At 45.3% G+C, this 12,372-nt stretch carries 12 protein-coding genes and 2 pseudogenes; 9 read left to right on the top strand and 5 right to left on the bottom strand.

Annotated features, from left to right (window positions below):
* The first annotated feature begins 337 nt into the window (after positions 1-337).
* The 3 genes from AC27IJ_RS13155 (at position 338) to AC27IJ_RS13145 (ending at position 3,658) form a co-directional block, all read left to right on the top strand.
* Complete coding sequence (locus AC27IJ_RS13155; RefSeq protein ID WP_312447069.1) at positions 338-1,768, top strand: ABC transporter substrate-binding protein; 1,431 nt, start codon at positions 338-340, stop codon at positions 1,766-1,768.
* 71 nt (positions 1,769-1,839) lie between these two features.
* Positions 1,840-2,823, top strand: coding sequence for a carbohydrate ABC transporter permease (locus AC27IJ_RS13150; RefSeq protein WP_312447070.1), 984 nt, complete (start codon positions 1,840-1,842; stop codon positions 2,821-2,823).
* Entirely contained in the window at positions 2,816-3,658 is an 843-nt protein-coding gene (locus AC27IJ_RS13145; RefSeq protein WP_312447071.1) for a carbohydrate ABC transporter permease, read from the top strand. Before AC27IJ_RS13150 ends, AC27IJ_RS13145 begins: the two co-directional genes overlap by 8 nt.
* Here the strand turns inward: AC27IJ_RS13145 and AC27IJ_RS13140 are convergent.
* Positions 3,648-4,562 carry a helix-turn-helix domain-containing protein gene (locus AC27IJ_RS13140; RefSeq protein WP_312447072.1) on the bottom strand — a complete coding sequence of 305 codons (915 nt, stop codon included), beginning with the start codon at positions 4,560-4,562 and terminating at the stop codon, positions 3,648-3,650. The two genes, AC27IJ_RS13145 and AC27IJ_RS13140, sit on opposite strands and share 11 nt — an antisense overlap.
* A gap of 17 nt (positions 4,563-4,579) precedes the next feature.
* Positions 4,580-5,950 carry an EAL domain-containing protein gene (locus AC27IJ_RS13135; RefSeq protein ID WP_312504411.1) on the bottom strand — a complete coding sequence of 457 codons (1,371 nt, stop codon included), beginning with the start codon at positions 5,948-5,950 and terminating at the stop codon, positions 4,580-4,582.
* A gap of 172 nt (positions 5,951-6,122) precedes the next feature.
* On the opposite strand from AC27IJ_RS13135, the gene AC27IJ_RS13130 reads away from it, so the two are divergent.
* Entirely contained in the window at positions 6,123-7,457 is a 1,335-nt protein-coding gene (locus AC27IJ_RS13130; protein WP_312447075.1) for an FAD-dependent oxidoreductase, read from the top strand.
* Positions 7,458-7,528: 71 nt separating this feature from the next.
* Here the strand turns inward: AC27IJ_RS13130 and AC27IJ_RS13125 are convergent, their stop codons facing one another.
* Positions 7,529-8,503 carry a hypothetical protein gene (locus AC27IJ_RS13125; RefSeq protein ID WP_312504413.1) on the bottom strand — a complete coding sequence of 325 codons (975 nt, stop codon included), beginning with the start codon at positions 8,501-8,503 and terminating at the stop codon, positions 7,529-7,531.
* A 52-nt stretch (positions 8,504-8,555) separates the two neighbouring features.
* On the opposite strand from AC27IJ_RS13125, the gene AC27IJ_RS13120 reads away from it, so the two are divergent.
* From AC27IJ_RS13120 to AC27IJ_RS13110, 3 genes and pseudogenes are all read left to right on the top strand, one after another.
* Complete coding sequence (locus AC27IJ_RS13120; RefSeq protein ID WP_312447091.1) at positions 8,556-8,672, top strand: spore coat associated protein CotJA; 117 nt, start codon at positions 8,556-8,558, stop codon at positions 8,670-8,672.
* Complete coding sequence (locus tag AC27IJ_RS13115; RefSeq protein WP_312447078.1) at positions 8,672-8,938, top strand: spore coat protein CotJB; 267 nt, start codon at positions 8,672-8,674, stop codon at positions 8,936-8,938. The genes AC27IJ_RS13120 and AC27IJ_RS13115 overlap by 1 nt, the downstream gene beginning before the upstream one ends.
* Positions 8,938-9,033: pseudogene (locus tag AC27IJ_RS13110) on the top strand (manganese catalase family protein); the annotation flags it as partial. The gene AC27IJ_RS13115 and the pseudogene AC27IJ_RS13110, both read left to right, overlap by 1 nt.
* Before the next feature lie 53 nt (positions 9,034-9,086).
* Here AC27IJ_RS13110 and AC27IJ_RS13105 read toward each other — a convergent pair.
* Positions 9,087-10,544: a recombinase family protein gene (locus tag AC27IJ_RS13105; RefSeq protein ID WP_312504430.1), complete on the bottom strand. Its 1,458-nt coding sequence runs from the start codon at positions 10,542-10,544 to the stop codon at positions 9,087-9,089.
* Positions 10,545-10,636: 92 nt separating this feature from the next.
* Between AC27IJ_RS13105 and AC27IJ_RS13100 the strand changes: the two genes are divergently transcribed.
* Complete coding sequence (locus tag AC27IJ_RS13100; protein WP_312447082.1) at positions 10,637-10,795, top strand: hypothetical protein; 159 nt, start codon at positions 10,637-10,639, stop codon at positions 10,793-10,795.
* A gap of 205 nt (positions 10,796-11,000) precedes the next feature.
* Here AC27IJ_RS13100 and AC27IJ_RS13095 read toward each other — a convergent pair whose 3' ends face one another.
* Entirely contained in the window at positions 11,001-11,660 is a 660-nt protein-coding gene (locus AC27IJ_RS13095; protein WP_487149249.1) for a DUF3298 and DUF4163 domain-containing protein, read from the bottom strand.
* Between the two features lie 101 nt (positions 11,661-11,761).
* Between AC27IJ_RS13095 and AC27IJ_RS13090 the strand changes: the two are divergent.
* A pseudogene (locus AC27IJ_RS13090) lies at positions 11,762-12,283 on the top strand (manganese catalase family protein); the annotation flags it as partial.
* Positions 12,284-12,372 lie beyond the last annotated feature (89 nt).

The following is a 12,372-nucleotide window of genomic DNA, read 5'->3' as shown; positions in this document are numbered from 1 at the left end:
TTTATAAAAACGGCTTACATATTCCGGGTTTTTGTCGAAATCTATGGAAACTCAGCGCATTTATTGCTATATAAAAAGATTAAAAATAAGAATTTTAAAGACAAAATAAATATAAAAATCTATAAAAATAGAGCTTGATAAATATAAATACACAAAAAAATATATTGTATAAAAAAATACCTCCATAAACTAAAACAATAATTTTGTATCATAAAGCAATTTCTGTACATTAAAAAGCAAGATTTGTAAAGCGGAAAGACATCTTGTATGATACACTGAATTTACAAATCAACACAGAAGGTTTTATGCCGATTATGAAAAAGGAGGAGGAATAAACATGAAAAAACGGTTTATTTTGCTGGCAGGTGCATTTGTGCTGGCGGGGATGTTATCGGGGTGCAGCAGCGGTACAAAGAGCGGATCCGCGGAAACGGGAGCAAAAAACGAATCTACGGATACGGCAGCAAAGAGCGAATCTACGGAAAAGGCACAGGCGTCGGAACCTACTGGCAAAAAAGTAATCAATGTTTGGGCGTTTACGGATGAAGTCCCCAAAATGATCGAAAAATACAAAGAATTGCATCCGGACTTTGATTACGAAATCAATCCTACGATCATTGCTACGACGGATGGTGCTTACCAGCCGGCACTGGATCAGGCACTGGCGGCAGGCGGGAAAGATGCACCGGACTTATATTGCGCGGAAGCTGCATTTGTCCTTAAATACACGCAGGGAGATGCCAGACAATATGCGGCTCCCTACGAGGACTTAGGAATTGACGTGGCAGCAAAAGTGAAGGAAGCGGATATTGCCAAGTATACCATGGACATTGGAACCAATCCTGATAACAAACTGGTTGCCTTGGGATACCAAGCCACAGGCGGCGCTTTTATCTACCGCCGTTCCATTGCAAAGGATACCTGGGGAACCGATGACCCGAAGGAAATCGGCGCTAAGCTGGGAGGCGGATCCAATAGCTGGGATTCATTTTTCAATGCTGCTAAGGATTTGAAAGCCAAAGGCTACGGTATTATATCTGGAGACGGCGATTTATGGCACGCAGTGGAAAACAGCTCTGATACCGGCTGGATCGTGGACGGTAAGCTGACCATTGACCCGAAGCGGGAAGAATTTTTGGATCTGTCCAAGCGGCTGATGGATGAAGGATTTCACAACGATACCAGGGATTGGCAGGATGCCTGGTTTGCAGATATGAAGGGTCAGGGCACAAAGCCGATTTTAGGCTTCTTTGGTCCGGCATGGCTGATCAACTATGTTATGGCTCCTAATTCCGGTGGCGAAAAGATTGGAGAAGGAACCTTTGGGGACTGGGCGGTATGCGAATCTCCTATCGGCTTCTTCTGGGGCGGCACATGGGTATTGGCAAATAAGGACTCTGAGGTAAAAGAGGCTGTTGGTGACATTGTCCAGTGGATCACCCTGGAATCTTCCGAAAACGGCCTGCAGTACATGTGGGCAAACGGTACCATGAATGAGGCGGGGACAAAAGACGCCGTGGCTTCCGGTACGGTTATGGCCAAATCCGACGGCTCTATCGACTTCTTAAACGGACAGAATATGTTTGATGTATTTGTTCCGGCAAACAAGTATGCAAAGGGTACGAACCTGACACAGTACGATGAAACCATTAATATGTATTGGAGAGATCAGGTGCGGGAATACACCGCAGGAAACAAGAGCAGAGAACAGGCGATTAAGGATTTCAAACAGCAGGTAGCAGATAATCTGGATATCACTGTAGAATAAATAATTTGAGCGGGCAGGAGGGGAGGACTTTTCTTCTTGTCCGCCCGATTGCGTTGAATGGAGGAACTGATATGAAACGAAAGCATTCTGGATATGCGAAATGGGGATACATTTTCTGTCTGCCCTTTACCCTTGCTTTTCTGATTTTTTCCTTATATCCAATTATTTTTACAGCTGTTATAGGTTTTACGGATTGCAAGGGATTGGGTATGGTAAAGTTTCATTTTCTGGCGGACGACCCTTTTTTAAACTTTAAGAACATATTGACGAATCCCTCGTTCCAGAAGTCATTTCGGAACACTTTGGGGATGTGGATATGCAACTTTATCCCTCAGATTGGTCTGGCCCTGCTTTTAACGGCTTGGTTTACGGATAACCGGAACCACATCAAAGGAAAAGGGGTGTTTAAGATATTATTTTATATGCCAAATATTATTACCGCAGCCACGATCGCCATTCTGTTCAACGCCCTGATCGGCTATCCCATGGGACCGGTCAATGATCTTTTGATGACTTTAGGGCTTACAGACCAGCCAATCAATTTTCAGGTCAACAAAACCGTGGCAAGAGGAAGCGTTTCATTTATCCAGTTCTGGATGTGGTATGGCTACACCATGATTATTTTAATTTCCGGCGTACTCGGAATAAGCCCTGAAATCTTTGAATCCGCAGAAGTAGACGGGGCAAGCCGGATTCAGACCTTTTTCTATATCACAATTCCCAACTTAAAGACCATTTTGCTGTTTACGCTGGTAACCAGTCTGATCGGCGGTTTACAGATGTTCGATATTCCGAAGCTGTTTTTACTTGGCGGACCGGACAACTCCACCTTGACCACCAGCGTATTTATCTACAATCAGGCGTTTAGCGGCAGTTATTTATACAATCGGGCTTCCGCCGCCAGTATGATCATGTTTGTGATTATTTGTGCTGCATCCGCAATTCTGTTTTTTACAATGAGGGATAAGGACGAAGCAGAGCAGGAGAAGCTTGCCAGAAAACAGGAAAGAGAATATAGGAAAATACAGAAAGAACGGAGGAAATCACATGAATAAAAAGCGAAGCTCATTCATATTGAAATACATCATTTACGTGGTATCCGTTTTTCTTGCTATTTTAAGCATTGCCCCATTTTACATTATGGTGATCAATGCCACCCGCTCTACGACACAGATACAGCAACATGCAATTTCGCTTTTACCCTCTACTTATATGATGAAGAATTTAACCATTTTGCTGGGGAAAAGCTTTAATCCTGCCAATGGCTTTTTGAATTCCCTTATCATTTCCGTAGGGGCAACTCTTTGTGCAGTGTATTTCTCCAATATGACCGCATACGGGCTTGTGGTGTACAACTGGAAATTCCGCAGACCATTTTTCAGTTTCATCATGGCGATTATGATGATTCCGGCGCAGATAACGATGATCGGTTTTTACCAAATGGTTTACCGGATACATATGACTAACAACTTCCTCATGCTTATATTACCGGCCATTGCCTCACCTGCTATGGTATTCTTTATGAGGCAATATATGCTGCCGGCTTTGTCAATGGAAATCATTCAGGCTGCCCGCATTGACGGGGGCGGAGAGTTCTTTATTTTTAATCATATTGCTATGCCGATTATGAAACCAGCCATTGCAACACAGGCTATCTTTTGCTTTGTGTCCAGCTGGAACAACTTGTTCACCCCTCTGGTACTTTTGACGGATCAGAAGAAGTATACCATGCCTATTATGGTAAGCCTCCTTCGGGGAGATATTTATAAGACAGAATATGGCTCTGTTTATATGGGGCTGGCTTTAACGGTGCTGCCATTGATTGTGGTTTATTTGCTTCTTTCCCGCTACATTATTGCCGGTGTTGCCTTGGGCGGCGTTAAGGGATAGACGAAAGGGAAAATTGGCTGCGAAACTCGGTGGGATTGTATTTTGTATATTTTTTAAAGCAACGGCTAAAGGAAGCCGGATTGTTGAAACCGGTTTGGAAGGCGATTGAGGTAATAGTTTCACCGGCCAGCAGCATTTCCTGAGCCGCCTGAATGCGTTTGCGGCTTAAATAGTCATAAAAAGTAGAGTTGGTGTGTTCTTTAAACAGGCGGGAAAAATGGTATTTGGAAAAGCCGATGTGGGCGGCCATTTTCTCTAACGTTAAGTTCTCCCCGTAATGGGAATCAATGTAGGACAAAAGGCCTGTGAACTTCTGGTAATACTCATAATGTTTTTCCTGAGAGGTTTGTGAATTGGCGGAGAGGGCATGATAGTACTCTCCGCCGATTGTCGTTAAGATGTTGATCAGGATCGCATAAATAGAATATTCCCAAAAGATAGCGCTTGGAAAATAGATGTCGTTAATCTCCATGAAACCGGAATAAATACGTTCATAAATCCGGCCATGGTTTTGTTTGTTCATAAGACAAGGTTCTAATAGGACCACATCCAGAAAGGCGGAATCGTAGAAACTGGACAGCGGCTCCATATTGAACATGTAAATGAAGCGGGAACCGCTGGCAGCTGGAAGTATCTCATGGATGGAAAAGCGGGGAATAAAAAGAATGTCTCCCGGTTGTAAGGTGAAGGACTTTTTGTTGATGATGACGGTATATTCATTTTCCACAGGTATGAGAATTTCCAATGCACTGTGCTGGTGGGGTTCGTAACCTTCCGTCTGAATGTTATGCCAGATACGGATATTGGAATTAAGGGAATATTCTACATTTTCTAACAGGCCCTCTACTTTTCTGCCCTGGAAGGAACGGTCGTCTGGGCGTTGATAGTATACGGATTTGGTCATATCGGTGTCCTCCTAAATTAGCGGCTCATTTTATCCTTTTCCTCTGCTAAGAGCTGATGAGAATCTGTTAAGGAAGTGCCGAGGATATTTAACAGAGTGTCTTTTCCCAAGGTAGGAGAATAATAAAACCCCTGCTGGTAATTGCAGCCGGCTTCTGTTAAGATCCTTACCTGGTTTTCTGTCTCCACGCCTTCGGCAATAATGGTTATATCAAGATCTCTTGCCATCCGGACAAGTCCTTCTATGATGTGTCGGGACTTTGGATTGGTCTCAAGCTGCCAGACGAACAGGCGCTCAAGCTTTAAGGTATCCACCGGCAGTTCCAGGATCGAGGAGATTCCGGAGTAGCCGGAGCCAAATTCATTGAGGATGATCTCCACACCCATTTCCTGTAATTGCTGAAGCATTACATTGATGTTTAAATAGGCCATGGTTAAGGCGCTTTCCTGAATTTCCAGGGCCAGTTTTCCCTTTGGTATGTGATGGGTATCCATGACCCGCTTCACTTCATCAAGAAAATCTTCCTGTAAAAAAAGGACAGGAGAAATGGGAAGGGCGATGGATTCAAATTTGCAGTCCGCTTTTAGGAGACTTAAGATACACTGGGCGGCCTTTTCCAGGGCATAGTATTCAATGGCCCGGATCTGCCCGGAATCTTCTGCAACAGGAAGAAACTCGCTGGCTCCGATTAAGCCAAGGCCCTTAATAAAGACGCGCATATAAAGCTCGGCCCGGGTAAAAATCCCCGTATCCATATGAAGGGTAGGGCGGTAACGGACTTCCACCTCTTCCTTTTCTAAGGCTGTACTTAAATAAAGGGCAATGGTCTGGCGCCGCTGCAGCTGTTTTTGCAAGGCACTGTCAAAGACAACCGCCTGGTTGGGACCGTCTTCCTCCGCTTTAATAACGGCTAAGTCCAGACATTTTAACATCTGGTCCGGTGAAGAGGCATGTCCCGGATAGGAACAGATGCCCATTTGTGCGGAACATAAGCAGTCTGTTCCGGTGACCTTCCAGACATGGTCAAACCTTCCGGCGATTTCCTCCGCAAGCTCTAAAGCCTGCCCCTGGGTGTATCGGTCCAGTATGATCATATATTCCACGCCAATATAATGATAAACGTTTTTTCCTGTCACCTCTTTTAAATATGTAAGAATCTGTTCCAAAAGGCTTTCACAGTATTCATATCCAAATACCTGGTTTAACCGTTTAAAATTATCTATATGAAGCTTTAGGACAGCACCGCGCTCGCCGGAGCTTATCACCTGGCTTAAATGTTTTAAACAGGCATCCCGTTCAGGCTTACTCTCTGAGGCTGTTATTTCTGCAGCCTGCGCTACCGTTTCTGTTTGTAGGACCGGAGTTGTTTTTTTATGAAACCAATTCATATGGATTACCTCCTGTTTATTGGCTGTTTGACTTTATTTTATTATAAAAGCAGGGGGAAAGCAAGAAATAATTGGAAGAGGAGTAAAAGGCATGAAACTGGAAATAGAGAGAATAATAAGGGTAAGGTGAACATTTTTTTGTATTTAAGCATGAAAACATGAGGTGAAGAGAATGAAATCAATTTGGACAGAATCAGCCAGAATTCCAGGAAGAAACCCTTTGACAGGGAACAAACGGACAGAGGTTGTAGTGATAGGAGCAGGGATGGCAGGGATCCTCACTGCCTTTTACTTACAAAGGCATGGGCTTCATGTAGTGGTGCTGGAAGCTGACCGGATAGGAAGCGGACAGACGGGATATACAACGGCAAAGATCACATCCCAGCACAATCTGATTTACGAAAAGCTGGCACGAACGGTTGGGGAGGAGACAGCAAGGCTGTATGGAAAGGCAAACCAGCTGGCAGTGGAGGAGTATGGAAAGCTCATCAGACGTTATTCCATACAATGCCATTATGAACAAACGGATGCATATCTGTATTCTGTCCAGGAGTCAGAAGTGCTTTCAAAAGAGGCGGAATGGGCTGCCAGGCTAGGGCTGCCGGCTTCCTTTGTCAGGGAGACCGGCCTTCCTTTTCCTGTGCATGGAGCGGTTCGCTTTACCGGACAGGCCCAGTTTCATCCCCTGGAATTTTTAAGAGATATTTCTGCAGGGCTTACTATCTTTGAGCGGACAAAGGTTATCAAGGTTCAGGGTCATGAAGTCGTGACGGACAAAGGGGTGATAAAAGCGGAAAAAGTGGTGTTTGCTTCCCATTATCCGTTTGTCAATGTACCGGGATTTTATTTTGCAAAAATGTATCAGGAAAAAAGTTATGTCCTGGAGCTTGAACCGGTCAAATCCCTAAAAGGCATGTATATTGGAATTGACGAAAGGGCATATTCCTTCCGGAATGCCGGTGATAAGCTTCTTTTGGGATATGGGAGCCACAGGACAGGAAAAGCGCCAAAGGAAAATCCCTTTTCCGTTATGAAACGGGCAGGAGAACATCTGTTTCCGGAGGCAGCGGAAATCGGAAGATGGACGGCTCAGGATTGCAAGACTTTGGACGGAATTCCCTATATCGGACCATATTCTTCCCTAAGACCGGACTGGTATGTTGCTACAGGCTTTGGTAAATGGGGTATGAGTTCATCCATGGTGGCAGCTAAGATATTGAGCACCCAGATAACCGGAAGAAGAACGCCTTATGATGAAGTATTCTCCCCCAGAAGGCATCATTTGAAGGCCGCTGCCGGCACACTGGTTTCCCATGGAATGCAATCGGTGAAGGGACTTTCGGCCGGAACCATGCCGGGGGCCGTGAACTGCCCCCATTTGGGATGCCGCCTGGTATGGAACCGGTATGATAAGCGCTGGGAATGCCCATGCCATGGATCTTCCTTTGAAATTAATGGAAAAATTTCAGCAGGCCCTGCACAACAGAGTATTCCTTTCATAGATTGATATTAGAAACTTTCAATATCGAAAGGAGTCATACATCCTATGGATTGTTATACGAAGCAATGGCGTCCCGACTATATGACCGGCACCGGCTCGGCCGGCTGGGAATATGCCATGGGGCTTGATATGTCTGTAAGCCCTGGTACGGTAATCCGTCCAGACATGCCGCTTGGCTCAGGTCCTGCAAGGTCCGCAGAAACTGGGGCAGATCCTATACTTATGAAACAACAGGATATGCCCACAGGCCCCTGCCCGTGGATGCCGCCTAAAAGACCAAGGTGTTCGGAAACAAGAGGTGAATATGAAACCAAGGCAGCACCCATGCCCATGAATTGCCAGCCAATGCTATTATGCCCAATGCCGGAAAAAAGCGCGGAGATGCCAGCCTGCCGGATGCCGGAAAAATGCATGCCGGAAAAAAGCAGGGTGATGCCAGCATGCCCGATGCCTGAAAAATGTATGCCTGAAAAATGCAGAGTGATGCCAGCATGCCCGATGCCTGAAAAATGCATGCCTGAAAAATGCAGAGTGATGCCGGCTTGTCCGATGCCTGAAAAATGCATGCCTGAAAAATGCAGGGAGATGCCAGCTTGTCCGATGCCTGAAAAATGCATGCCTGAAAAATGCAGGGAGATGCCAACCTGCCGGATGCCTGAAAAATGCATGCCTGAAAAATGTTGGGAGATGCCAGCCTGCCCGATGCCTGAAAAATGCATGCCTGAAAAATGTTGGGAGATGCCAGCCCGCACGAAGTCTGAAAAATGCATGCCGGAGAAATGCAGGGAGATGCCAGCCCGCACGATGCCGGAAAGATGCATGCCGGAGAAATGCAGGGAGATGCCAGCCTGCCCGATGCCTGAAAAATGCAAAGAGATGCCAGCCCGTCCAATGCCAGAAAAATGTATACCAGTATGCCTCATGCCGGTAAAATGCCCGGAAAAAGAAATGGAAGCAATGCCCATGAAATGTCCGAATATGTCAACAAGCCCCGCTTTTGTGAAGTGTCCTGAAATGCCGACATGCACTGCTCCGGCCACACGTCCCAGCATGCCAGCTCCAGCACCTTGTCCAGCCGAAAATATCGATATGTTTCCAGTTGGAATGGCATATGTACCATGGCAGTGTTGGCAGCAAGTATATCCGATTGATACAGCCATGAACATGGGAACTATCTTCCCGGATTTGAATAAACCATTTATTATGGGGGGGTGCCAGTGATGACAGGCTATAATGTTGATTGCGATATGCTGTTAAAGCAGGTATATGAAGCCAGCTTTGCTATGGATGATGTGAATTTGTATCTTGACACCCATCCAGACGATCAGGATGCATTAAACTATTACTTTTATGTAGCTGATATGCGGCAGCAGGCAATGCAGGCTTATGAGGAGCAGTGCGGCCCTCTGATGGTTGATGGAGTCATGGATGAGAATTACTGGACCTGGATCAATGATCCATGGCCATGGGAAGGAGTGTGCGGCTAATGTGGAGGTATGAAAAGAGATTACAATATCCGGTAAATATTACGACTCCCAATCCCAAACTTGCTACCTTTATTATGAGCCAGTATGGTGGACCATACTGCCGTGCCGTATAAACAGGCAAACGGGCAGCATGGTTCCTCCCGTCTGGTCATAAGGAGATATAATAGAAGAATTTCAGCGTACCTTCCCGTTTATCATATACAATTTTTTTTACAACACTTCTTAGTGCGTTTCCTTTTAACTCATAACTCATTGCTGGATCAGAGATGATGTCACAAGCCTTCTGGATTCGGGAAGCCAGCTCAACCTTATCGGTGGCCTTTTCATGGCTTGAGCGGCTTTTTATATTCTTTAAACGGTTCTCAAGTTCTTCCTGTTCCTTTTCCAGGCGTTTTTTTCCGGCTTTATATTCTTCCAGCGTATCAATTCCATTTTCATAAGCATCTTTTATCCGCTGTTTTTTTTGTATGATCCTTGACAGAGCTGTCCGTATGTTCTCTTCTTCTCCGGGTGTTTCGGAAACAGGCTTTCTTACATATCCGTATTTCATATCTTCAGAGGCAAGAGCAGTGCGGAGAGATTCTATTATAAGAGCCTCCATTTTTTTTGCGGTAATGCTGCAGGATTCTCCATGAGATCCCTTGGCATAACGCCAGCACTGGAAGTAGCTGGGATGGCGGTTCGTATCCGGGGCCTTGTTAAACACAAGGCTTGCACCGCAGTACCCGCATTTCAGGAGGCCGGAGGCCCAATGCTTGCAGTCTGACACCTCCCGGCGTTTCACGGGCCTGTATTCCCTTTGCAGCCGCACCTGATTATCTTTAAAAACCGATGTCACCGTTTCCCTGGTCTCATGCCTTCCATGAAAGGAGATGTCTTTCCAGGTGACGATACCGTCATAGAACCGGTTTCTTAAAATGCGATCAACCGCCCGGCGGTCGAACCGGTTTCCCCTTTTGGTCAAAAAACCCATTTCGTTTGCATTCCTTGCAATGGCAGACAGATCCATGCCATCATGATAGGACTGGTGGATATATTCCACGATCTTATATTCTTCATCATAAATGAGAAAAGGCTTTCCTTCTCCCACCGCACGGTATCCCAGGCAAGGAGAGGCCTGATAGCCTTCTCTTAAAGCTTTTTCAGTCATACCTCTGGTGACTTCCCCGGATAAGTTGATGGAATAGTATTCATCAAACCATTCGATGATGCTTTCAATGAGACGGCCGAACATGCCTTCCATAATGGGTTCGGATACGCTTTTAATGGTCACGCCGCATTTTTTCCGGAGAACGCCTTTATAAAACATGCTCTCTTCCTGGTTTCTTGCAAAGCGGGAAAATTTCCAGAGATAGAGATACTGAAAGGGAGAGGGCTGGGACTTGGCAATGGAAATCATTTTCTGGAATTCCTTCCGGTTGTCGGCACGGCGGCCGCTGATCCCCTTTTCTTCAATAAATATAAATTCTTCCGGAATTAAAATTCCATCGGCTTTCGCCGCCTTTTTTATTTCTCTCAGCTGTGCATCGGGAGAAAGCTCCGTCTGGTCATTCGTGCTGACGCGTACGTAAGCAGCTCCGATTTCCGTTGTTTCATCTTTTTTCAAAATCCATCCCCTCTTTCCGGCGGTACCTGGAAAACATCAGGAAACAAGTACAATCCGTGTCACATACATTTTACCAGGGAGGGGATGGAAATATGAACAAAAAACCAATAATTGAAAATTACGTGGAAATTGACGGGAAAAATGTTCTTATGGATTCTCTGCCGGAGGAAAAGCGTAAGGAAATTGCATTGATGATTCAGGATAAGATGATGGAGTCCATCGGATTCAGAAGAATAACCGCTTCAGGATGATGCCGGTGGGAGAGGACAGGCCCAAAATGGAGGGAGCCGGCAAGATGGGGGGATCCTGCCGGCTATGTATGAAAAAAAGTTTAGTTTAAAAGGTTATAGCCTTTTGCATTTATTAATATAACGGGGAAATATGATAAAACTTTGATGAAATTGTGAACACTTTATGAAGATTAACGCTATGTATACCATCGGATGCAGATCAAGGTCAGACATTGGGCCCGCAGTCCTGAAAAGGAAATAAAAATTCCGGGATTCCTCTTACATAAGGAGCGATATCGTACTGCTGATAATAGATGACAACTCCAGAGGGTTTAAGAAAAAATCCATTGATGTTAAAGTTACCGCGCAGGAGAGCCGCATAGTCAACAAAATATTGGGAAGGAGATGTTTTCGTCTGTTCTTCTATCTGCTGCTGGATCCCTTTAAAAATATAATCCGTAAACTGGGGGGTGTTTGGGAAGAAATCAATGAGGTTCAGCTGTTTGCCGGTAGAAAAGTCCCATGTTTGGGAGTCCCGGGTTGTATTTCCATGGGCTCCTCCCAGATAAGTATATTGATCGGTGTAAAGGCTTGAGGTGCAGTCCTTATTGTATGTGACCTGATAGACTGATAAAAACTCATAGCTGTTAAAGGGAAATTGATTTTTTTGCACGAACATTGCCTGATCAACGGCCTGGGGGTAGAGCACGGTGCGGCAGTAGTTTTCGGCCTGTTTGGACCGAAACTCATAAAACTTATTGATGCTCTGGGCAGAGGTGGAGCTGCATGTGGTGGTAAAATATGGATAATGGATTGTATAGGTAAAAACAGTGATCCCGTTGTGGCGCATAATATCTGTCAGCGTTTTTTTAGAGATTGTCTGCATAGGAGCCTCATAAAAGGAATGTTTCTATAATATATGGGTAAATTGGTTTAATTATGAGCTTAAGGAAAGGCCAGGGATCTGGCTATCTGTTTCTGAATTAAGGTGGGCCTGATGGAGAAATGGGAGCCTCCATGCGTTATCTTTCCCAGCGCTATGCCATGCCTTATAAGGAATGTAAAGGACTTTTGACAGATATTGGAACGGAGGAGTTAGCTCACTTAGAGATCGTAGCGACCATTGTTCACCAGCTGACAAGAAACTTAACGCCGGAGCAGGTGGTAGATTCGGGCTTTGGTCCTTACTACATTGACCATACCACAGGGATTTGGCCTCAGTCTGCAGGGGGAGTCCCGTTTAGTGCCACCGAATTCCAGTCAAAGGGAGACCCAATTACTGACCTTGTGGAGGATATGGCGGCAGAGCAGAAGGCAAGGAGTACTTACGACAACATTCTTCGTGTTGTGACTGATCCTGAAGTTTGTGATCCGATTCGTTACTTGAGGGAACGGGAAATCGTTCATTTCCAGAGATTTGGGGAAGCTTTAAGAATCACCCAGGATAATCTGGACAGCAGGAATTTCTACGCATTCAATCCGAGCTTTGATATTAGAAACCAGTGCTGATAAACCAGGCCGCAGCGTATATCCTTAAGCTGCGGCTTGTTTTTCTGCGTCAATTTACGTGGTTTTTCCGCAAAAATTTCCTTTATTCG

Source organism: Lacrimispora sp. YZC11 (assembly GCF_057543815.1).
This window is presented reverse-complemented; position numbering and strand designations above follow the sequence as displayed.

Coding starts and splice junctions, on each gene's coding strand:
- AC27IJ_RS13155 (WP_312447069.1), top strand. CDS start 338: ATGAAAAAACGGTTTATTTTGCTGGCAGGTGCATTTGTGCTGGCGGGG.
- AC27IJ_RS13150 (WP_312447070.1), top strand. CDS start 1,840: ATGAAACGAAAGCATTCTGGATATGCGAAATGGGGATACATTTTCTGT.
- AC27IJ_RS13145 (WP_312447071.1), top strand. CDS start 2,816: ATGAATAAAAAGCGAAGCTCATTCATATTGAAATACATCATTTACGTG.
- AC27IJ_RS13140 (WP_312447072.1), bottom strand. CDS start 4,562: ATGACCAAATCCGTATACTATCAACGCCCAGACGACCGTTCCTTCCAG.
- AC27IJ_RS13135 (WP_312504411.1), bottom strand. CDS start 5,950: ATGAATTGGTTTCATAAAAAAACAACTCCGGTCCTACAAACAGAAACG.
- AC27IJ_RS13130 (WP_312447075.1), top strand. CDS start 6,123: ATGAAATCAATTTGGACAGAATCAGCCAGAATTCCAGGAAGAAACCCT.
- AC27IJ_RS13125 (WP_312504413.1), bottom strand. CDS start 8,503: ATGCTGGGACGTGTGGCCGGAGCAGTGCATGTCGGCATTTCAGGACAC.
- AC27IJ_RS13120 (WP_312447091.1), top strand. CDS start 8,556: ATGGCATATGTACCATGGCAGTGTTGGCAGCAAGTATATCCGATTGAT.
- AC27IJ_RS13115 (WP_312447078.1), top strand. CDS start 8,672: ATGACAGGCTATAATGTTGATTGCGATATGCTGTTAAAGCAGGTATAT.
- AC27IJ_RS13100 (WP_312447082.1), top strand. CDS start 10,637: ATGAACAAAAAACCAATAATTGAAAATTACGTGGAAATTGACGGGAAA.
- AC27IJ_RS13095 (WP_487149249.1), bottom strand. CDS start 11,660: ATGCAGACAATCTCTAAAAAAACGCTGACAGATATTATGCGCCACAAC.